At 64.7% G+C, this 20,948-nt stretch carries 23 protein-coding genes; 8 read left to right on the top strand and 15 right to left on the bottom strand.

Annotation, left to right across the window (positions count from 1 at the left end):
* A complete protein-coding gene (locus tag QMK22_RS02355; protein ID WP_502856877.1) occupies positions 1–1,050 on the top strand; it encodes a FecCD family ABC transporter permease in 1,050 nt (349 codons plus the stop codon).
* Positions 1,047–1,847 (top strand): ABC transporter ATP-binding protein, encoded by an 801-nt coding sequence (locus tag QMK22_RS02350; protein WP_283496014.1) that lies wholly within the window; start codon positions 1,047–1,049, stop codon positions 1,845–1,847. The genes QMK22_RS02355 and QMK22_RS02350 overlap by 4 nt, the downstream gene beginning before the upstream one ends.
* Positions 1,848–1,972: 125 nt before the next feature.
* Here QMK22_RS02350 and fmdA read toward each other — a convergent pair whose 3' ends face one another.
* Genes fmdA through QMK22_RS02335 form a run of 3 tightly spaced genes read right to left on the bottom strand, consistent with a single transcriptional unit; the run spans position 1,973 to position 4,205 of the window.
* Positions 1,973–3,229: a formamidase gene (gene fmdA, locus QMK22_RS02345; protein WP_283496013.1), complete on the bottom strand. Its 1,257-nt coding sequence runs from the start codon at positions 3,227–3,229 to the stop codon at positions 1,973–1,975.
* A 37-nt stretch (positions 3,230–3,266) separates the two neighbouring features.
* Entirely contained in the window at positions 3,267–3,557 is a 291-nt protein-coding gene (locus tag QMK22_RS02340; RefSeq protein WP_283496012.1) for an FmdB family zinc ribbon protein, read from the bottom strand.
* Positions 3,558–3,566: 9 nt separating this feature from the next.
* Positions 3,567–4,205, bottom strand: coding sequence for an AmiS/UreI family transporter (locus QMK22_RS02335; RefSeq protein ID WP_283496011.1), 639 nt, complete (start codon positions 4,203–4,205; stop codon positions 3,567–3,569).
* 212 nt (positions 4,206–4,417) lie between these two features.
* Here QMK22_RS02335 and QMK22_RS02330 point away from each other — a divergent pair, with 212 nt between their 5' ends.
* The 5 genes from QMK22_RS02330 (at position 4,418) to QMK22_RS02310 (ending at position 9,104) form a co-directional block, all read left to right on the top strand.
* The gene (locus QMK22_RS02330; protein ID WP_283496010.1) at positions 4,418–4,942 is read left to right on the top strand and encodes a 2'-5' RNA ligase family protein; all 525 of its coding nucleotides are present in this window, start codon (positions 4,418–4,420) and stop codon (positions 4,940–4,942) included.
* Positions 4,943–5,163: 221 nt separating this feature from the next.
* Positions 5,164–6,441 (top strand): ABC transporter substrate-binding protein, encoded by a 1,278-nt coding sequence (locus QMK22_RS02325; RefSeq protein ID WP_283496009.1) that lies wholly within the window; start codon positions 5,164–5,166, stop codon positions 6,439–6,441.
* Positions 6,442–6,525: 84 nt separating this feature from the next.
* Positions 6,526–7,416 carry a carbohydrate ABC transporter permease gene (locus tag QMK22_RS02320; RefSeq protein ID WP_283496008.1) on the top strand — a complete coding sequence of 297 codons (891 nt, stop codon included), beginning with the start codon at positions 6,526–6,528 and terminating at the stop codon, positions 7,414–7,416.
* Positions 7,413–8,333, top strand: a complete 921-nt coding sequence (locus QMK22_RS02315) for a carbohydrate ABC transporter permease (protein WP_502856855.1) — start codon at positions 7,413–7,415, stop codon at positions 8,331–8,333. The genes QMK22_RS02320 and QMK22_RS02315 overlap by 4 nt, the downstream gene beginning before the upstream one ends.
* Positions 8,334–8,441: 108 nt before the next feature.
* On the top strand, positions 8,442–9,104 hold the full coding sequence (locus QMK22_RS02310; protein WP_283496007.1) for a DUF7002 family protein: 663 nt from the start codon (positions 8,442–8,444) through the stop codon (positions 9,102–9,104).
* A gap of 37 nt (positions 9,105–9,141) precedes the next feature.
* Here the strand turns inward: QMK22_RS02310 and QMK22_RS02305 are convergent, their stop codons facing one another.
* Positions 9,142–9,999, bottom strand: a complete 858-nt coding sequence (locus tag QMK22_RS02305) for a nuclease-related domain-containing protein (RefSeq protein WP_283496006.1) — start codon at positions 9,997–9,999, stop codon at positions 9,142–9,144.
* Positions 10,000–10,284: 285 nt separating this feature from the next.
* On the opposite strand from QMK22_RS02305, the gene QMK22_RS02300 reads away from it, so the two are divergent.
* Positions 10,285–10,512 carry a hypothetical protein gene (locus QMK22_RS02300; protein ID WP_283496005.1) on the top strand — a complete coding sequence of 76 codons (228 nt, stop codon included), beginning with the start codon at positions 10,285–10,287 and terminating at the stop codon, positions 10,510–10,512.
* A 15-nt stretch (positions 10,513–10,527) separates the two neighbouring features.
* On the opposite strand, the gene QMK22_RS02295 is transcribed toward QMK22_RS02300, so the two are convergent.
* The 11 genes from QMK22_RS02295 to rpe form a co-directional block, all read right to left on the bottom strand.
* On the bottom strand, positions 10,528–11,277 hold the full coding sequence (locus QMK22_RS02295; protein ID WP_283496004.1) for a hypothetical protein: 750 nt from the start codon (positions 11,275–11,277) through the stop codon (positions 10,528–10,530).
* 176 nt (positions 11,278–11,453) lie between these two features.
* On the bottom strand, positions 11,454–12,257 hold the full coding sequence (locus QMK22_RS02290) for a nuclease-related domain-containing protein (protein WP_283496003.1): 804 nt from the start codon (positions 12,255–12,257) through the stop codon (positions 11,454–11,456).
* A 147-nt stretch (positions 12,258–12,404) separates the two neighbouring features.
* Positions 12,405–12,872 carry a ribonuclease E activity regulator RraA gene (rraA, locus tag QMK22_RS02285; protein WP_283496002.1) on the bottom strand — a complete coding sequence of 156 codons (468 nt, stop codon included), beginning with the start codon at positions 12,870–12,872 and terminating at the stop codon, positions 12,405–12,407.
* A gap of 67 nt (positions 12,873–12,939) precedes the next feature.
* Positions 12,940–14,049 (bottom strand): o-succinylbenzoate synthase, encoded by a 1,110-nt coding sequence (menC, locus tag QMK22_RS02280; protein ID WP_283496001.1) that lies wholly within the window; start codon positions 14,047–14,049, stop codon positions 12,940–12,942.
* On the bottom strand, positions 14,046–14,972 hold the full coding sequence (locus tag QMK22_RS02275; RefSeq protein ID WP_283496000.1) for a hypothetical protein: 927 nt from the start codon (positions 14,970–14,972) through the stop codon (positions 14,046–14,048). The genes menC and QMK22_RS02275 overlap by 4 nt, the downstream gene beginning before the upstream one ends.
* Positions 14,973–15,026: 54 nt before the next feature.
* A complete protein-coding gene (locus QMK22_RS02270) occupies positions 15,027–16,052 on the bottom strand; it encodes an ATP-dependent 6-phosphofructokinase (RefSeq protein ID WP_283495999.1) in 1,026 nt (341 codons plus the stop codon).
* A 38-nt stretch (positions 16,053–16,090) separates the two neighbouring features.
* Entirely contained in the window at positions 16,091–16,453 is a 363-nt protein-coding gene (locus QMK22_RS02265; RefSeq protein WP_283495998.1) for a cupin domain-containing protein, read from the bottom strand.
* 86 nt (positions 16,454–16,539) lie between these two features.
* Positions 16,540–18,027, bottom strand: coding sequence for a glyceraldehyde-3-phosphate dehydrogenase (locus QMK22_RS02260; RefSeq protein WP_283495997.1), 1,488 nt, complete (start codon positions 18,025–18,027; stop codon positions 16,540–16,542).
* 150 nt (positions 18,028–18,177) lie between these two features.
* A complete protein-coding gene (gene gnd / locus QMK22_RS02255) occupies positions 18,178–19,614 on the bottom strand; it encodes an NADP-dependent phosphogluconate dehydrogenase (RefSeq protein WP_283495996.1) in 1,437 nt (478 codons plus the stop codon).
* A gap of 88 nt (positions 19,615–19,702) precedes the next feature.
* A complete protein-coding gene (locus tag QMK22_RS02250) occupies positions 19,703–20,176 on the bottom strand; it encodes a ribose-5-phosphate isomerase (RefSeq protein WP_283495995.1) in 474 nt (157 codons plus the stop codon).
* A gap of 62 nt (positions 20,177–20,238) precedes the next feature.
* The gene (gene rpe / locus QMK22_RS02245) at positions 20,239–20,931 is read right to left on the bottom strand and encodes a ribulose-phosphate 3-epimerase (RefSeq protein WP_283495994.1); all 693 of its coding nucleotides are present in this window, start codon (positions 20,929–20,931) and stop codon (positions 20,239–20,241) included.
* Positions 20,932–20,948: the final 17 nt, after the last annotated feature.

Genomic DNA, 20,948 nt, shown 5'->3' with positions numbered 1-20,948 from the left:
CTGGAGCGCGCCGTTGGCGTCGTGACCACCGCCCAGGCCATCCGGAACAGCCGCACCCACCGGGCGTTCCGCCGACGCTCGGTCGTGGGCCTGCTGGTCGGCGTCATCGTGGTCGGTTTCGCCGTCACCCTCATGGTCGGCCAGACCTTCTACCCGCCCGCCGACGTGATCGGCGTGATTTTCGGCCAGGACGTTCCAGGCGCTACGTTCTCGGTCGGGCGTCTGCGCCTGCCCCGGGCTTCCCTCGCCATTCTGGCGGGCCTGTGCTTCGGCCTCGGCGGCGTCACCTTTCAGACCATGCTGCGCAACCCGCTCGCGAGCCCGGACATCATCGGCATCAGTTCGGGTGCGAGCGCCGCGGCTGCCTTCGCCATCGTCACCCTCTCGCTCGGTGACACCGCGGTGTCGGTGCTGGCGATTGCCGCCGGGCTCGCGGTGGCGCTGCTGGTCTACGTTCTCTCGTTCAAGGGCGGGGTCGCCGGCACCCGCCTCATTCTGATCGGCATCGGGATTGCAGCCATGCTCGACAGCATCACCGCCTACTCCCTCACCCAGGCTGCCGAGTGGGACCTGCAGAATGCGATGCGCTGGCTCACCGGCAGCCTCAACGGCACCAGCTGGAGCCAGGTGCTGCCGGTATTCATCGCCCTGATCGTGCTCGCCCCGGTGTTGGTCGGCCAGTCGCGCAACCTGGCCATGACGCAGCTGGGTGACGATACGGCATCCGCTTTGGGGGTGCGCGTTGAACGCTCCCGCCTCATCGTGATTATCACCGCGGTCGGTCTGATCGCTTTCGCGACGGCGGCGGCGGGGCCGATCGCGTTCGTCGCGTTTCTCTCCGGCCCGATCGCGAGCCGCATCGTCGGCCCCGGCGGCTCACTGCTGGTGCCGTCAGCCCTGGTCGGCGCGCTCCTCGTGCTCGTGGCCGATTTCTGTGGCCAATACGCGTTCGGTACCCGGCTTCCGGTCGGCGTCGTGACCGGCGTGCTCGGCGCGCCGTACCTGATCTACCTCATCATTCGCACCAACCGCGCGGGGAGCTCACTATGAGTATCGAACATTCACTTCTGATCGAGAATCTCACCCTCGGTTACGGCGACCGCACGGTCATTGACAATCTCGACCTGCCGGTGCCGCCGGGCCAGGTCACCGCCATCGTCGGTGCGAATGCCTGTGGCAAATCCACCCTGCTGCGCTCGATGTCCCGGCTGCTCGCGCCGCGCGCTGGTCGCGTCATTCTCGACGGCAGGAGCGTGCACCGGATGCCGGCCAAACAGTTGGCCCGCACGCTCGGCCTGCTCCCCCAGTCGCCGGTCGCGCCGGAGGGCATCACCGTGGCCGACCTGGTCGGGCGCGGACGCAACCCGCACCAGGGCATCCTGTCGCGCTGGAGCATGGCCGATGACCTGGCCGTCGCCGATGCCCTCGAAGCGACAGCGACCGTCTCCCTCGCCGACCGCAGCGTCGACGAGCTCTCCGGCGGTCAGCGCCAGCGGGTGTGGATTGCGATGGCCCTCGCCCAGCAGACGGACCTGCTGCTGCTCGACGAACCCACCACTTTTCTCGACGTGAGCCACCAGATCGAGGTGCTCGACCTGCTGACCGACCTCAATCGCACCCGCGGCACCACGATCGTGATGGTGTTGCACGATCTCAACCTCGCGGCCCGGTACGCCGATCACCTCGTCGCCCTCACCGACGGGCAGGTTTACGCCCGCGGCACCCCGGCCGAGGTGCTCACCGAGGAAGGCGTGCGCGCGGTGTTCGGTCTGAACAGCCACGTGATCATCGACCCGACCTCGGGCAAACCGCTGATGCTGCCGATCGGTCGTCACCATATGGTTTAGCGGGGCATCGGATTTCGGGCCGAACGACGGTAGCAGCGGCCGATCGGGTGCGCCGGTGAGCGGCTGCCGGGGCTCTTTCGTGCCCCGCGCCAGCCGGATGCGCTCATCGACGCATCCGGCTCAACTCAGCGGTTGGCTGCCCGCGGCGCACCGATCCCGGGGTTGATCTGGAACGGTCCGGCCGACGTCGGTTGCACGTCGAAGTCGAAGATCGAGGTGGGGATATAGACCGTCGAGCAGGAGTTGGGAATGTCGACCACACCCGACAGCCTGCCTTCGATCGGTGCCGCGCCGAGCAGCAGGTAGACCTGCTCCGGCGAGTACCCGAACTTGGTGAGGTAGTCGATGGCGTGCAGGCAGGCCCGCTGGTACGAGAGGTGCGAGTCCAGATAGCGCTGCTCGCCGTCGAGCGTCACCGATGTGCCGGAGAAAGCGAGCCACTGGCTGAACTGGGGTTCCACGTTGCCCGGCATGAAGATGGCGTTCTCGCTCACACCGTAGGTTTCCATCCCACCCTTGATGATGTCCACGCGCAGCTCGATGAAGCCGCCCATCTCGATGGCGCCGCAGAAGGTGATCTCACCGTCGCCCTGCGAGAAGTGCAGGTCGCCGAGCGAAAGGTTGGCGCCGTCCACGAACACCGGGTAGAAGATCCGGCTGCCTTTCGACAGGTTCTTGATGTCCTGGTTTCCGCCGTTTTCGCGCGGCGGTGCGGTGCGGGCAGCTTCCCCGGCTACCCGGGCGAACTCCGAGGACGCGAGGGAGCCCAGCACAGCGTGCTCGGCTTCGGGCGGCAGGGCGAGCGGCGGCACCCGGTTCGGGTCGGTGGCGATCAGGTCGCCTTCTCGCTTGTTCCATGTGGCCAGCAGTTTCGCTGAGGGTGCCGTGCCCATCAATCCGGGGTGGATGAGCCCGGTGAACGAGACATTGGGGATGTGGCGCGAGGTTGCGGTCTGGCCGGTGAAATCCCAAATAGCCTTGTACGCGTCGGGGAACTGGTCGGTCAGAAAGCCGCCGCCGTTATTACGGGCGAAGATTCCGGTGTATCCCCAGCCCTGTCCGGCCAGTGGCCCCGAATCTTCCATGGGGATGGGACCCACATCAAGAATGTCCACCACGAGCAGGTCGCCCGGCTTGGCGCCTTCCACGGCGAACGGGCCGCTGAGCTTGTGCACGGTCAGTAGCGGCGCGTTGAGAATGTCTTCGGCCGAGTCGTCATTCACGATCGCGCCGTCAAACCATTCGCGACAGTCCACCCGGAACGACGTACCGGGTTTCACCGTGGCGACCGGGGGAATCTCGGGGTGCCACCGGTTGTGGCCCACCTTCTCCTGGTCTTCGAACTTCTTGGAAGAATCCAACGGAAATAGCAGCTCTGGCATTTCTTTTTCTCCTTCTTCAGTGTGAATAAACGTGCAATTACGGTCGGGGAAGCTTCTTATGCAGCGGATTCGACGTGTATTTCTGCACGGGTCCCGAACGCTGCCCCGGGCCGGGAGAGTTGACCACCGTGGGTTCGTGGGCGCTGCGTTTCGTCGAGTCGATCAGCCGATAGGCTGCCGACCCGGTCGCTGAGATGCGCGGCGCGCTCATGCGGCGCCGCGCGGTGCCCGCGCACGTCGGGCAGTCCACCGAATCGGGTACGGACCGCATTTCAAAAATCAGGTCGAAGTCTGCGCAATCCGGGCACCGGTATTCGTAGGTGGGCATGAATCCCTTTCAGTTCGCCGTCGAGGCGTTGGCGGGTGCTGCGGCGGGTGCCGACGAGCTGGCGGGCAGGCGACGGCCGAGGGCCACCGAAACGAGGAGCGCGATCACGGCGAGGGCTGCCACTCCGAGGGCGAGGGCGGTGGTGGACTCGTAGCGGCCCGTGAGCAGGAAGAAGGCCGGAATGGTGGCTGTGAGGTGGCTGGTCAGGATAGCGAACCAGCCGGTGGTGCGGGTGAGGGATTCCATGCCGAGGCCGAGTAGCAGGAAGAACAGTAGCCACAGCACCGCCCAGGTCCACCAGATCACCGCAAATACGGCATCCCCGAGGTTGAGCGTGATGGCACCGATCACCACGGCGGATGCAGCGACGAACAGAGAGAACCAGCCGAGTCCTTCTCCGCTCCATCCGGTCACCTGAAGGATACCCACGTACAGATAGGTGAAGCCAAACAGGTAGAGGCCGGATGCCCCGAAGATGATCGCCGGGTCGTTGTCCGCCTGCATCAGAATAATGGTGGGCAGGATCACCTGCATGCCACCGACGAAGAAGTTGAGGATGGCGGCGGACTTGCCGGGAATAACCCCGATCAGCATGAGCCCGTTGATGAACAGGATTGCCCCCACGTACAGCAAACCGACGTTACTCATATGGCATTGCCTCCATGGAAGCCGCTGGAAGGCCTCTTTGCCCTCCTGACTTGAACGTATCGTCACAATCAGTCGGGTGTCAACCTTCTTCGGGTGGGCTCGCAGATGCTCCAATTCGGCCGGTATCCAGATCCACGAGCGGGAGCGCCGCGGCATCCGCTTGCAGGGGTAACCAGCACAGCACCGCCGATCGGCTCCCCTAGAATCGGCGCATGCCCCGCCTCGTTGTCGTGATGCCGCTCACGCCGCTGCAGACCGGCGCGAGCTTCTTCGTCGACCAGTGGCCGCTGCACGTGACCGTGCTGGCCCCCTTCGAAACGGATGCCGCGCCCGCCGAAATCGCCCGCGTCACCGCCACCGCGCTGGGCGGCTTCGCGGCCGTCACGGTTGTTGCCGGACAGGACGAGCTGTTTGGCCGGCGCCACGACATTCCCGTGACGCTTCTTGACCAGAGCCCCGCGCTGACGCTGGTGCACGACCAGCTCATTCTGGCGCTGCGGCCGCTCGCCACCGCATGGAACGCGCCGGCGTTTTCCGCGCGGGAGTTTCGAGCGCACGTCACGGTCAAGCTTCAGGGGCGCGTGCACGCGGGCGATGTGCTCAGCCTCGCTCAGATTGCTCTCGTGGACATGGCGCCACGAGCGGCGCCGAGCGGCCGAACGGTGCTCGCAACACTTGAGGCGGCTGATTTTTGCATGCCCGACCCCAACAGTTCAGCCTCGCGCCATTCCCGGTAACGTGCGCTCGACCGGGCGTCGCACCCAGCGCGGTACCTTTTTACGACTGCCGTCGAACCGTTGTAATCGACGAGCAAAGCGCGTTAAACAGGCTGCTACAGTGAGCCTTGTGTCCACGTCGCCGACCCCATAGAGTCGGCCGACAGCCACACATGTGCGGCACGTCATGCACCCCCAGCCACAGCAGTTTGGGGGCAGGTTGTCCAATGGAGGAAAATCACATGCGTTCTAGAAGACTCTCTCTCATTGCGGGCTTCGCGCTCGCGGGCCTCGCTTTGGCGGGCTGTTCCCCGGCCAGCGACAGCACCAGCTCGGGGAGCGCCGATCAGGTGGAAGTCTTCACCTGGTGGGCTTCAGGATCGGAAAAGGCCGGACTCGACGCCCTCGTCGCCGTGTTCAACGAGCAGTACCCCGACGTGGAGTTCAACAATGCCGCCGTGGCCGGCGGTGCTGGTTCAAATGCCAAGGCAGCCCTCGCCTCCCGGCTTGAGGCGGACAACCCGCCCGACACTTTCCAGGCCCACGCCGGCGCCGAACTCACCGACTACATTGCCGCAGGCCAGCTGCAGGATCTCAGCAGCTTCTACGCCGACAACGGCCTCAACGATGCTTTCCCGGCCACTCTGATCGAACGACTCACCTCCGACGGCAAGATCTACTCGGTGCCCAGCAATATTCACCGCGCCAACGTCACCTGGGTGAACATCTCCGTGCTCGAGGGCGCCGGCATCGACCCGACCGTCGCCCCGGCCGACATGGACGCCTGGATCAAGGACCTCACCAAGCTCAAGGACTCGGGCGTCGAGACACCCCTCGCCCTCGGCACCGAGTGGACCCAGATGCAGCTGCTGGAAACCGTGCTCATCGCCGACCTCGGCGCCGAGGGCTATTCCGGGCTGTGGGACGGCACCACCCCGTGGGATGGCCCCGGCGTCGCGATGGCCGTTGACCACTACGGCCAGCTGCTTGACTTCGTCAACAGCGACTACGTTGGTCTCGACTGGGATGCCGCCATGCAGCTCGTGCTTGACGGCAATGCCGGCTACAGCGTGATGGGCGACTGGGCCGAGGCTGCCTTCGCACAGGCCGGCCAGACCTACGGAACCGAGTACACCACTTGGGCAGTTCCGGGCACCGACGGAATCTTCGACTTCCTCGCCGACTCTTTCACCCTGCCGGTCGGCGCTCCCCATGAGGCCGCAGCCATCGACTGGCTGAAGACGATCAGCTCCGCCGACGGCCAGAAGGCATTCAACATCGCCAAGGGCTCCATTCCGGCACGAACGGATGCCGTCGCATCCGACTACCCGGCCTACCAGCAGACGGCGCTGAAGTCCTTCGGCGAAGACACCGTTGTGAGCTCGCTCGCGCACGGTGCCGCTGCAGCGAGTTCCTGGTCTGCTGACCTCTCCTCGGCCATCGGCAAGTTCGGTGCCGACCGCAAGGGCGACGCGTTGATTGCTGCGATGGTCTCTGCGGCCTCGAGCGCACTGGGCTGATTTGTTCCACCCCCCTCCGGGAGGGCGAAGCTGCGGCCTCGCCCTCCCCGTTCGTTAACGCTCTGACGCAGGGAAAGGCGCACTGTGCGCAAGGGAATTCGCAATTGGGGACCTCCGCTGCTGCTGGTATCCCCCACCATCATCATTCTGGGCATCTTCGTGTACGGCCTCATTGCGGCCAACATTCAGGTTTCCACGACCAACCGACACAGCCTGGCGCCCGAATCCGCGTTCGTGGGTCTCGAGAATTATGTGGCTCTGCTCAGCGAAGATCGTTTTCTGCACTCTCTGTTCAACCTCGTCATGTTCACCGTCGTGTTCATCGCCGGCACGATGCTCTTTGGCTTCATCTGGGCGTGGATGCTCGACAAGGGCGTCAGCGCCGAGGGCATCTTCCGCTCCGTCTACCTGTTTCCGATGGCGATTTCCTTCGTCGCCTCCGGTGTCGTCTGGCGGTGGCTGCTCAACAGCGCTGAGGGGGATCGGGCATCCGGTCTCAACCGAATCTTTGAGAGCCTGGGTCTCGGCTTTCTGCAGAATGCGTGGTGGAACGAGCCCATCTGGGGTATGGCGGCCATCGCGATGCCCGCCATCTGGCAGCTGTCCGGCTACGTCATGGCCCTGTTCCTGGCCGGCTTCCGCGGCGTTCCGCAGGAGTTGCGGGAGGCGGCCCGAATGGACGGCGCCTCCGAGTGGAAGCTCTACCGGTACGTGGTGTTTCCCCAGCTGAGCCCGATCGCACTGTCGGCGCTGATTATCGTGAGCCATATGTCGCTCAAGGTCTTCGACCTGATCATGTCGATCACCGGCTCGATCTACCAGACCGAGGTACCCGCCACCTACATGTGGGTCACCCTCACCTCGAATGACTACGCCAAGTCGGCCACGATCGCCACGATCCTGCTCCTGCTGGCCTCCCTCTTCATCATTCCCTACCTCATTCAAACGTGGCGTTCAGAGAAGGCGAACCGATGACCGTCACCGACCAGGCCCCCCGGGCCGCGCGGCTCGATCCGGGCATGCGCACGCCCAAACCGGCACGCCGCTTCACCATGGGGCGCACACTCAAATACGTGTTCCTGGTCATTTTCGTCTTCGTGGTGCTCATTCCCGTGTATGTGCTCATCGTGACGAGCTTCAAACCACCGGCGGACGTTACGGCGTCCACGTCGTGGGGGCTGCCGGTGCGGTGGCCGTGGGAGAGCGTCGCGCCGGGCGGACCGACCGGCTTCGACAATTGGACCGGGGCGTGGACGGCGCTCGCCCCGGCGCTGGGACGCACGTTTCTTCTGGCCATTCCGGCAGCGCTGATTTCGTCGTTCATCGGTGCCATGAACGGGTTCGTGCTTTCGCGTTGGCGGTTTCCGCACGCCGACATCGTGTTCACGTTCATTCTGTTCGGCATGTTCATTCCGTACCAGGCGATCATGACTCCGCTGGTGCAGATGAAGACGACCCTCGGCCTGCCGAGCGACATTTCGACGCTGCTCATGGTGCACATCATCTATGGCCTGCCGATTTGCACGTTGATCTTTCGCAATTATTACGTGAGTATCCCGATGGAACTCATGGAGGCTTCGCGGGTGGACGGCGCGGGCATGTTGCGCACCTTCGCCTCGATCGTGCTGCCCCTGTCGCTGCCGGGTTTCGTGGTCACGATCATCTGGCAGTTCACCAGCGCGTGGAATGACTTCTTGTTCGCGATGTTCCTCTCGGACACCAGCGGTGGCCCGGTCTCACTCGCGTTGAACAACCTCGCCCAGGGCGCGCAGCTGGCCAACTACGGCACCGCTATGGCCGGGGCGCTCCTGGCGTCCTTGCCGACCCTGCTCGTGTACATCATTCTCGGCAAGTACTTCATCGGCGGGCTCATGAGCGGATCGGTCAAATAACCTCAGGCACTCTTTGCGGAAGCGGGCACTCGTTGGAACGGATGCCCGCTTCCCGAACGCGTGCCACGAGTGGCTCGGCGACGCCCCGGCGGCGAGTACGCTCGAACTGTGCTCTCCCGCGATCTGATTCGTTTGTACCCCGAGCTCTACCATGTGGCCGCCGACGGCAGCTGGCCTGCCATTGAACGGCACGGGCTGCTCAGTCCCGCCGCCCTGGTGACCCGGTGGGGAGTGAAGCAAGGCGCGCCCCAGGCGGCCATTTTGGGCAAGCGCCGCGGCGAGTCACGCGTGCTGGAGCATGCGGACTTCGGTACCGCGGTCATCCGTCATCAAAAAGCCATTCACGAGCCATCGCTCGAAGACGCCCTCGACGACATGACACTCGCCGAGTGGTATGCCACCCTGAACGACCGCGTGTTCTTTCATCTGCAGCCGCGATTGTTACGTGACCTGCTCAATGCTCGCTCGTATCGGGACGACGCCCACACCGTGATCACCCTGAGCACCAAGAGCGTGGTCGCCGCGTACGAAGACCAGATTGAATTGAGCGCCATCAACTCCGGCTTCGCACAACGCCACGACAAAGAACCGCGCGGGCGCGACACCTTTGAGTCCATCGAAGATTATCGGCACCCCACCCGGTCGCACGCGGTGACCAAGGGTCGCGATATCGCCGAACTCGCCATTCCCCGCGGGGTGCGCGATCTGCGCGACCACGTCGTGCGGGTCGAGCGGATGCGCGAGGGCACCATTCTCGAGCGTCTCACCTAACGGCTCGGCGGGCCGAGCCAACGCGCAGCCTGGCTGCTCAGTGGGCGGCGAAGTACTCCACGGCTGAGATGAGCAGCGGCGAGGCCACGACGGCGAGCACCGTTGCGGCCGCCGCGGCGGCCAGAACGGTGAACGTGGTACGCCGCGTGCGCGCGGCCGCGACGCGCTGTTCGAGGGCGGTGAACCGGGCGTGCAGGTGCGCCGGTGTGAGCGGCTGCCCCGCGGTACGCCAGATGGCCGGGTCGTCGACAACCGCGGTGAGCGCGGCCTGCTGCAGCGCGGTGAACACCGCCGGGCGCGCGACGAGCCACCGGCGCAGGCGCGTGGAATCGATCACGGTCACGTTGTCCGGTTTGCGGGCGAGCAGTATTTTGTGCGGGTTGACCAGCACGATCATGGGCTGGACAACGGATGCTTCCGGCATGCCGGCGGCCAGCAGGGCGGTGATCTGGGCCGACTCAAACCGGGCGTCGCGCAGGTACGGCATGGCGTGGTCGCCGATCGGAATCGAACGCAGCGACCCGGCCAAATCCCGATCCCAGTGGGTCTTCGAGTTGATCGCGAAGATTCCGCCCGGTCCCACCACAAGGTGATCGACCCAGAATGCCGTATTGCGAATGGGCAGGGAGTGGTAGACGCTGTAGCCGTCGGGGAGCCGCGCCAGAATGTCACCGACCACGATCTCGGCCTGCGCGGCGCGCAACCAGCCCAGCTCATTGGCGTCCAACGGCGAAGCGCCCAACGCCCGTGCGAGCCGGGACTGCTGCGGGCCATCTTCGTGCTGGCGGAGCAGTTCCTCGATCACGGATTGGCCGGCGAACCGACCGGGCGCAGTGGGCGCCGCGGGAGGGACCGGGGTCAACACGTCGGCCGGTTCGCGTACACGAGCAGGCATCCCAGCACTGAGAAATGTAATAGCCACGTTCACTTGCCTCACCAGGGGTTCGCACCCCGTACTATCGTGGCGCCGACACATGTCGATTCCGGGTTTACAGTCGGCCGCGTCCGAGCGTTCGTTAGCAACTCTTAAGTATTACTCATTCGGACTGGGGCGGCGACGCACGAGGCTGGTGCGGAGCATCCGCTGTCAATATAGATGGACCGGCCGCTCCGGTGCCTCCCCCATTAAGTAGGGCAACGTCAGCTAGCCTGAAACTCACCCCACCGATTGGATCCGCACGTGAAATACCTGACCTTCAACGTTTGCGCGATCGCCGGACTAGGCTTCAGCGGCTTAGCCGTGCTTCTCCTGCTGGCCAATCTTCTCTCGGGCAACCGGTTCGTCGATGCGATCCTGCCGGCGGCCATCGTTTCCCTCGTGGTCGGCGGTGCCTTCTCGGTGCGCGCCCGTCTGCTCTCAGCCAGGGGCAACGGTCCGGCCAAGCGGCGTGGTCCGGCCAAGCGCTGACGATCGGCCCGTCTCCTACGCTTTCGGCTGCTCGGCGCCACCGGAACGCGGCGCAATCGACGGGCGGATGCCCCAGGTCAGCGGGTTATCGATCACGGCGGCGAGTTCCATGCGTTCGGCCGGGCGCAGCACCTGCGGACGGGCGGCCAGCCAATCGCCCAGAGTTGCCGAGCCGAGTAGCGGCACCGTCTTGCTCGCAGTCTTGCCGAGCATTGTGCGGCCAGGCGCCGATCGGCCGGTGGTCCACCGTGCCCGAGTGCCGAGCACGACCAGCGCAGGCTGCACCGCGGCACGAAGTGGCAGCCGACCGCGCAGGAGCATCGTCACGCGGCGCGCGGCAGCTTCGGCGACCGCGGAATCCGGCGAGCGCTGCCCAGCGACGAGCACGGTGTGCCGATGTACCCAGGCGATCTGGCCGTCATAGAGCTGTGCCTGCAACGCGAAAACACCGCCGGGGCCCACCAGCAGGCGCGTGGCGCGCTCGGCGTCACCACCGATATCGGGCGGAGCGAAGGCGGCCCAGTGCTGCGGCAGCGTGTCCAGCAGCGAGTCGAGCGCGGTCTCGGTGAGCGCCCGGGCCAGCGCCAGGTCGGTTGGCGTGGCGGATGCCCGGCGCCACGAGCGACCGAGCAGCCAGGCCGAACAGGTGAATGGTCGAGGCGCTCCGGTGCGATTAGATTCGGTGCGATTAGATTCGGTGCGATTCGATTCGATAAGTTCCGGGGGCGTCACCAGACGCCGCCGCGTGGAGAGTATATGAGTCATCAGTGCTCCTCGCCGGGTTCTATATCTTGCCAGTGTCACCCCCGCCGCAAGACCCCCAGAACGGGTGACGTTCAGCCACGCGAAAGCCGGCGGGCCGGCCGTGTTCGCGCCGGTGGCGCGAACAGCCGTTGCGTCTGGTCAGACCGCCCTCACGCCGGCGCACCGAGACATCCGCTCTATAGCGTGCCGCTGAGCTGGGGCAGCAGGAGCAGGAGCATTCCCGCGGCACCGAGTGCGACCAGCAGCAGTCCGAGCGGCAGCCAGAGCAGGCGGGTGCGACGAGCACGGGCCACCTCGGCTTCGAGAGCACCAAACCGCTGCAGAATCTCCGCCGGTTGCACGGCCGCGAGCGCCTGCCACAGCACCGGGTTCTCAACGAAGCCGGCGACTTCGATCCGGTCCAGTGGTGTGAGCACCGGAGGCAGTGCCTGCAACCACGCGCAGAGGCCCGCCGCCTCGACAACTTTCACGTGGGCCGGTTGCGCCTTCACGGTCACGCTCTTGGTATCCACGAGCACGACGACGCCGTGCACCGATGCGGACCGCGGCAGCCACCGGGCGAGAAGGGTGGTGAGACAGACCGCCTCGTATTCGGCTTCGCGCACGTAGGGGATTCTTCGAGCTCCGACCTGCACGCTGCGCCCGGCAACCTGAACCGCCTGACGCGCTTGCCGCTCGGAATGAAGCGCAAAAACTCCGCCGGGACCGATGACGAGGTGATCAACGTCGGCACCGCTATCGCCCACCGGGAGGGAATGAAAGACGATCCATTCCCGAGGCAGTTCGTGCAGGGTGAGTCCCACGGCGATTTCGGCGCGGGCGGCATCGAAGCAGCGAACGCTTTCGGCGCTGAGCGGCGAACGACCGATCAGGCGTTCCCACCGGCGGCGCGGCGCGACGAGCCGTTGCTCCAGCAGGAGCACTTCTATGATCGACTGCGCAGGGCAACGCTGTCGCATACTCGGAGCGTCGATGGTCACGGTTCTCCTGTTCGGGTGCTTGAATCTACCCTCCCGACAGTGCGGCGAGCAGCCCCCATTGGGGTACTTGCGCACACGACGTCGACCGTGACCGGTGCCCCGATGACGTGCTGAGCTCCTCGCTCAACACTTCACGCGGTGGCCAGATCAGCGCTCGACGAGAATTCCGTCTTCGTCGCAATACACGCTGCGCCCCGGGGTGAAGACGACTCCGGCGATCTCGACGACGGCATCCGCTACCCCGGAACCGGTCTTGGAACTCTTGCGGGGGTTGCTGCCGAGCGCTTTAACGCCCAGATCGAGCGCGCCGATGGCGACCCGGTCGCGCACGGCACCGTTGATGATCGCGCCCGACCAGCCGTTGGCCACGGCGAGGTCGGCGATCATGTCGCCCATCAGCGCCGAGTTGAGTGAGCCGCCGCCGTCAATGACGAGTACGGCGCCGTCGCCCGGCGTGGACAGGATGGACTTGAGCAGCGCGTTGTCTTCGAAGCAGGTGACGGTGCGGATCGGGCCGCTGAAGCGCGCCCGCCCGCCGATCGTCTGAAACTGCAAGGGTACGGATTGCAGCTCTTCGCCACGCTCGTCGTACAAATCGGCGGTCAATACGGTCATTGTTCCTCCAGGGTTTCGTAGCTTCCAGCGTAGGCCCGGCACCGACCGGGCCCCGACGCCACGGGTGCTAGAACCGGATGGTGTCGGTGCTTGCGGTGACTTTGGCCAGCACGTCGGTCAAGACCTCCACGCCGATGCCGGGCCCGGTCGGTACCCGCAGGTGACCGTTTTCGAGTTCGAACGGCGCGGTGAGATCCTGCGCAAAGTATCGGTTCGAGGCGGAGGTATCGCCCGGCAGCACGAAGTTCGGCAGCGCGGCGAGGGCCACGTTGGCCGCCCGGCCGATGCCGGTTTCGAGCATGCCGCCGCACCAGACCGGCACGCCGTGGGCCGCGGCGACGTCGTGGATGCGCCGGGCCTCCAGATACCCGCCGACCCGAGCCGGCTTCACATTGATGATGCTGCACGCGCCGAGCGTGATCGCCGTCGCGGCGTCGCGGGCGGATTCGATGGATTCGTCGAGGCAGATCGGTGTGGTGATGAGCTTGGCCAGGCTGGCGTGGCCGAGCATGTCGTCTTCCTTCATCGGCTGTTCCATCAGCAGCAGGCCGAACGGGTCCAACCGGGCCAGATGGCGCGCGTCAGCGAGCGTGTAGGCCGTATTGGCATCGACCTGCAGCAGCAGGTCTGGCCCGAAACGTTCGCGCACGGCTCGCACCGGTGCCAGATCCCACCCGGGTTCGATCTTCAGTTTGATCCGCAGGTATCCCTCGGCGAGATAGCCGGTGACAGCGTCGAGCAGTTCGGAGATCGAGTCCATGATGCCCACCGACACGCCGGCCGGCACGGTATCGTGCACGGCGCCGAGGTGACTGCCCAAGGACACGCCCGTTGTTTTCAGCTGCGCGTCCAGAATGGCCGTTTCGAGTACGGCCTTGCTCATCATGTGGCCCTTGACCGGTTCCAGCACGGTCGCGACCAGCTCGGCCGTGAGTCGGTCCCCGAGCGCTTGCAATCGCGGCACCAGGTGGTCGCGAATGACCAGATCGCTCGCGTCGAGAAACTCGGAGCTGTACAACGGGCGGGCGTCGGCGGCGCACTCGGCCCAGCCCTCGGCATCCGCTGTGAGCACGCGCAACACGGTCACCTCCCGCTCGGTCGAGGTGCCGAACGAGGTGCGAAAGGGCCGCACCAACGGCAGGTGCACCCGCCGCAGCTCGATGGCCTCGATTTTCATGCTGTACCTCCTGGTACGAGGCGGTACCAACCGTCTCGGCTGACCCCGCGGGCGACATGCCCCGAAGCGAATACATCGGTAAAAATAGAGCGGATGCTGTGCCGCCACTCGGCGGCCACCCGCGGGTTCTGCGCCCGCAACGCCACAATGTCGGTGGGAACCCGACACCACAGGGCGCCGTGAGCCGCCACCAGTGCCGGCTCGCCGTCGGGCCCCAGCCGAAGCACAGCGCGGCGCTCGACGACGGGACCAGCGACGGCTTCGGGGCGGCGTTCGCTGCACGCTGCGGTGGTGTCGCTGGTGAGCGGCCAGACGGCAACCAAGCGGTCACTCTCGTCGTTGGCGTTCACCTCGCCCTGCATCGGACCGTAGAAGTCGACGGCGTACTTGCGCGCGTGAGCGCCGAGTTTGGTGAGATTGAACCGGGCGTTGCGGCTGACCAGCGGGTCAAAGGTCCAGGTCATCTCTCTGAGGTCGCGGGCCAAACCCCAGGCCCGCTGATGCTGTTTCATGGCGAACCCCACGCCGTGGTCGCCGACGCCCGGCAGTACCCCGGCAATCAGGGAGTACATGGACGGGGATTGCCGCGCTGGGGCCTGATCCGCGGCGGGTTGGTTCGTGTTCGGTGGGATCGAGGGCGCCCGTGGCGTGACCAGCGCCGCGGCGGCGCCGACGAGTCGGCCGGATTCGTCGCGAGCCACGGTCACATTGCACCCGGCGTGGCTCATGCTGCGGAGCAGTTCCGACGGCATCACACTCTCCCCCGCCGGTAGGCGCCAAACCGTATTGAACAGGGCCTCCACCTCGAGCAGGCCGGCGAGACTGGACTCGTCGCCCACCTGCAGCCCGGCTGTTTCGGCGGCCCGGCGAGCGGCAGTCTGGGCTTGTTCGGTGATGGCGGCGAGGGATTGTTGCGACAGCATCTGTTCAGTGTGGTCTGCCGCGCACGGTTCTACCAGCCCGGAGCGACGCGTGGGTCAGCCGAACAGGACCGCGGCCTCGTCGTAGCGCTTCTGCGGGACCGTTTTCAGCTTGCCGAGCGCTTCTTCGAAGCCCACCCGTTCGATCTCCGTGCCCTTCAGCGCAACCATCGTGCCCCAGGCTCGTTCCGTCACTGAATCGATAGCCGCCAAGCCCAACCGGGTGGCCAGAACGCGGTCGAACGCTGACGGCACGCCGCCGCGCTGGATGTGGCCCAGGATCGTGGCACGGGTTTCTATGCCGGTCCGGGCTTCCAGTTCCGGAGCCAGCTGATCGGCGATTCCTCCGAGCCGGGGACGACCAAAGGTGTCCAACCCGCGGTCGGAGTGCGCAGAATCCATATGGTCCGGAACAAAGCCTTCTGCCACCACCACCAGTGGTGCGCGCCCTCGGGCATGGGCGTCCTGCACCCACTCGGTAATCTGCTCCAGGCTCACCTTCTGCTCGGGAATCAGGATGGCGTGGGCGCCGGCAGCCATACCGGCGTGCAATGCGATCCAGCCCACATGACGCCCCATCACCTCGGCGATAATGCATCGATGATGCGATTCACCGGTGGTGCGTAGCCGGTCGATCGCTTCGGTGGCAATCTGCACCGCGGTATCGAAACCGAAGCTGTAGTCCGTGGCGTCCAGGTCGTTGTCCACCGTCTTGGGTACGCCCACAATGTTCAATCCGGCGTCCGTCAGACGTTTAGCCGCGGCCAGGGTTCCCTCGCCTCCGATCGCGATGATCGCGTCGATGCCCAGCCGGTCCAGGTGCGCCCTGATCACCTCGGGTCCCCCGCCGTTTTCGAATGGATTGGTGCGGGAGGTGCCCAGGATGGTGCCTCCGTGCTTCGCGATGCCCCGTACCAGGGTTCGGGGGATATCGATGATGTCGCCCTCGACGACGCCGCGCCAACCGTCAAGGAATCCCACGAATTCGTGACCGTGTATGGCAATTCCCTTGAGTACGGCGCCGCGGATGACGGCGTTCAAACCGGGGCAGTCTCCACCGCTGGTGAGAATTCCAATTTTCATGTTTCGGCTCAAATCGTCGGGGCGGCAGCGCTCACGGGTCAGGAATTAAAGATCACAAAGAATTTTCTGAAGCGTTCCTGAATCTCCCACGTTCCTTGCCACCCAATGGGGAAGACTGCGGCAGTTCCAGCCTGCAGAATGACCGGTTCGCCGCCATCCTCAGTGACGACCATGCGGCCTTCGAGAACGTGGATCGCTTCACCGCGCTCCAGGAATTCCCAACGCGAGAGGCCCGGTTCGGCTTCCCAAACACCGGACAGGATACGCGAGTCGTCGCTGATGAACGGAACGGACATCCGCACCGCAATATTGTCTCCGAGCACGTCGGCGAATGGCTGGCCGAGGAGGGATTCGTCGAGTTCCCCGGCGAAGAGCTCACGGGGCTGGAAGGTTATGCTCATTTTCAAATTACCTTTCTGATGGGACTCGCCGAAGTGCCTCCGACGGTCTGCTGGTGGCGGACGCGACTCGATGAACCGCGGTTGAACTATGCCAAGGCGGCAAGCACCGACATGGCCTCCTCGACCGCGTCTGAGGAGGGGAAGGCGTGCCGTTTCACTCCGGCCATTTCCTCCATGACGCGCACAACCTGGCAGCTGTAGCCGAACTCGTTGTCGTACCAGACGTAGAGCACCAGGTTCTTCTCGTTTGAAATGGTGGCGAGGCCGTCTACGATCCCGGTACGGCGTGACCCGACGAAATCTGTGGAAACCACTTCAGGTGAGTCGATGAAGTCGATCTGCTGTCGCAGATCCGAGTGGAGTGACATCTCACGGAGGTAGCTGTTGATCTCGTCCCTGGTAGTGGGATTTTGCAGGGTGAGGTTGAGAATGGCCAGGGATACGTCCGGAGTGGGGACGCGGATAGAACTCCCCGTGAGCTTGCCCAGCAGTTCGGGCAGCGCCTTGGTCACAGCCTGAGCGGCGCCTGTTTGGGTAATGACCAGGTTCAGAACGGCGGAGCGCCCGCGACGGTCACCCTTGTGAAAGTTGTCGATGAGATTTTGGTCGTTTGTGAAGGAGTGCACGGTTTCAACATGGCCGTGCATAACACCGAACTTGTTATTGACGGCTTTCAGCACCGGCGTGATGGCGTTCGTGGTGCAGGAGGCGGCGGACACGATCTGGTCAGTGGCGTCGATGGTGCCGTGGTTGATGCCGTACACGATGTTCTTCAGGTTGCCCTCGCCTGGAGCGGTCAATAGTACGCGTGCAACCCCCTTGCTTTGCAGGTGCTGGGACAGTCCTTCGGCATCGCGCCAACGGCCGGTGTTGTCGACCACGAGTGCATTGTGGATGCCGTATGCGGTGTAGTCGATCGAGGCGGGGTCATCCGAGTAGATCACCTGGATCTGTACTCCGTTGGCCGTGATGGTGTTGGCGGCCTCGTCGATCCGAATGGTGCCGTCGAAGGAACCGTGCACCGAGTCACGGCGCAGCAGGCTGGCACGCTTGGACAGATCGTTGTCGGATGAGCGGCGCACCACAATGGCACGCAGGCGCAGGCCCTGGCCGCCGCCGACCTTTTCGATCAGCAGCCGAGCCAGAAGCCGACCAATCCGGCCAAAGCCGTACAGGACGACGTCGGTGCAGGCGTGCTCTTCGCTGCCGCGCCGGCCCACCAGGTCGGCGAGTTCCGCGCGCAGAAATTCTTCCAGCGTGGCGTTGTTGCCTTCTTCCTTGAATTTTTGGTTCAGCAGGGCAATATCGATCGCGCCCGAGCCGAGTTCCAGCTGCGCCAGGGTGTTCAGCAGCGGGGTCGTTTCTTCCAGGAGCAGCTCGTGCTTACCGATCCGCCGCGCGAATCGGTGTGCCTTGAGAATCTTTATGGCCGACTTGTTGATCAGACTGCGACCGTGGATGCTCGTGACCACATTATTCTCGCGGTACAGCCGGCCGATCACCGGAATCATGGCCTCGGCCAGAGATTCTCTGACCAGCCACGTATCAAGACACGAATCTGGGGTGTGTAACATCGGGCTGCCTTTCCGATCAAGGGACGGGTCGAGTTTCATTTTGTTTTTCCTCTGGGAGGCCTGACACCTATCTTCCGGTCATTTTCAGGTAGCCGAAACGCCGATCGGGACGGTTTAAACAGTCCGTTTGGGTAGGCGGCCGGGGGCAGGCTAGTGGGTGTCCACTGCCTCGACTTCGCTCTTGTCTTCGCCCCAGAGAGTGTGGAAGCTGCCTTCGGCGTCGACGCGGCCGTACGTGTGCGCACCGAACAGGTCGCGCTGGCCTTGGATCACCGCGGCGGGCAGGCGCTTTCGGCGCAGCCCGTCGTAGTACGCCAGCGAGGAGGAGAACACCGGCACGGGAATGCCGAGCTGCACCGCGGTGGAGACGACTCGGCGCCAGGCCGGGAGAACGTCGGCGATTGCTTTGGTGAAGGATGGGGCGAACAGCAGGTTCGCCGGCTTCTCGGTCGCGGCGTAGGCCCGGGTGATTTCCTTGAGGAGTTCGGCGCGAATAATGCAGCCGCCTCGCCAGAGCGAAGCGATCTCGTCGAGTTTCAGGTCCCAGCCGTACTCGGTGGCGGCCGAGGTGAGCATGTCGAGGCCCTGGGCGTAGGAGATCAGCTTGGAGGCATAGAGCGCCTGACGGACGTCCTCGACGAAGCTCTCGGGAATCTCAATATCGGCCTCGGCACCGATGAGCAGTTCCTGGGCCAGTTTGCGCTGTTTTGTCTGGGAGGACAGCGCCCGGGCGAAGACTGATTCGGCGATCCCCGACGTCGGGGATCCCAGTTCGAGGGCAGAGATCACGGTCCAGCGACCGGTGCCCTTCTGGCCGGCGGCGTCCACAACGACGTCGACGAACGGCCTGCCGGTCTTCGCATCCACGTGGCCGAGGACCTCGGCTGAGATTTCAATCAGGAAGGAGGCAAGATCGGTTGTGTTCCACTCCTTGAAAATCCTGGCCTGCTCGGCCGGCTCGAGGCCGGCTCCCGAGCGCAACAGGTCGAAGGCTTCGCCGATGACCTGCATGTCGGCGTACTCGATCCCGTTGTGAACCATCTTGACGAAGTGGCCGGCGCCGTCGGTTCCGATCCACGCGCAACACGGCTTTCCATCCACCTGCGCGGCAATCTTTTCGAGCAGCGGTCCGAGGGCCCGGTACGATTCCTTCGAGCCGCCGGGCATGATCGAGGGGCCGTTGAGGGCACCTTCCTCGCCACCCGAAACGCCGATTCCTACGAAGTGCAGGTTTTTTTCGGCGAGCGCGGCTTCGCGGCGGCGGGTGTCTTCATAATGCGAGTTGCCGGCGTCGATAATAATGTCGCCCGGCTCCAAGAGCGGTTCGAGCTGCTCGATCACCGAGTCGACCGGCTGGCCGGCCTTGACCATAATGAGCACACGGCGCGGTTTCTCCAGGGCATCGACGAGTTCCTGCAGGGTCTCCGTTCGCACGAATTCGCCGTCCTGGCCGTGTCGGGCGAGCAGGGCGTCGGTTTTCTCGACCGAACGGTTGTGCAGGGCAACCGTGAAGCCGTTCCGGGCGAGGTTGCGGGCCAGATTGGCCCCCATCACCGCAAGGCCGGTGACACCGATGTGTGCTGACATTAATTCTCCCAAAAATTGTCGATGGAACGATGCGTCTCACGGTCGGGCAGATCAGCGCCGCTGGCTCGGCTGGCCCGGATTCGGCCGGCTATCGCGCTAGCTCACCGGTGGATTCGTAGGTGGCAATCTCGCCGATCCGGCGCTCGTGGCGTTCGGCGTTGCTAAAGGGTTCCGCCAGGAAGGCTTGGATCAGTGCGGTGGCCTCCTCGACGGTGTGCTGCCGCCCGCCTACCGCCACCACGTTGGCATCATTGTGTTGGCGGGCCAGTTTGGCCGTATCAAGGTTCCAGGCCAGGGCCGCACGCACACCCTGGACCTTGTTCGCGGCAATCTGCTCGCCGTTGCCCGAGCCGCCGAGTACGATCCCGAGGGCGTCCACGCCACTGCTCTGGTCGGCCACCACCGCGGCTGCGGCAGTGATACAGAAGGCCGGGTAGTCGTCCTCGGCGTCGTAGGCCGCAGGGCCGTGGTCGACCATTTCGTAGCCGTTGGCTGACAGGACGGTGATGAGGTGGGAGCTGAGCTCCATGCCGGCGTGGTCGGTTGCGATATGAACGCGCATGAGTGATCCTTCAATCTCGTGTTGGGGTGCGGTATTCGGCGCGTCGGGAAATTCCAGCGGCCTCAGCTGATTGCTGCGTAGCCGAAGGCGAGTTGTCCGTTCGCGCGCAGCGACTCAATGGCATCCGCCGGAGACGGCCTGCCGTAGACGGCCGATCCCGCCACAAAAATGTTGGCGCCGGCCTCCGCAGCGCGGAGGATGGTTTCCTCCGTGATACCGCCGTCGACCTGAATGGCGACGTTGACCCCCGACCCCTCGACCGCCGCGCGGGCACGGCGAATCTTGGGCAACATGACGTCCAAAAATGCCTGGCCGCCAAAGCCGGGATCCACCGTCATGATCAAGAGCATGTCGATTTCGTCGAGCATGTCCAGATACGGCTCCACCGGGGTGGCCGGGCGCAGTGCCATACCCGCTTTTGCCCCCCGGGCGCGGAGCTCTCGAGCGAGTTTGATGGGGGCATCGGACGCCTCAACGTGGAATGTCACGGAGCTCATTCCGGCGTCGGCGAACTGTGGGGCCCAGCGGTCTACATCGGAAATCATCAGGTGGACGTCGAGCGGAATGGGGCTGACCTTTTGCAACCGTTCCACGACGGGCAGCCCGATCGTCAGATTCGGCACGAAGTGGTTGTCCATGACGTCCACGTGCACGGCATCGGCGTTGCTGATGCGGGCCAACTCTGCCTCCAGGTTGACGAAGTCGGCCGAGAGGATGCTGGGGTTGATGCAACACTGCAGGTGTGAATGGGACATGGAGTGCCTTTCGGTAG

Origin of the sequence: Cryobacterium sp. PH29-G1 (genome assembly GCF_030063365.1) — a bacterium.
Lineage (GTDB): Bacteria > Actinomycetota > Actinomycetes > Actinomycetales > Microbacteriaceae > Cryobacterium.
Note: the sequence above shows the minus strand (reverse complement) of the source record. Positions and strands in the feature narration are given on the sequence as shown.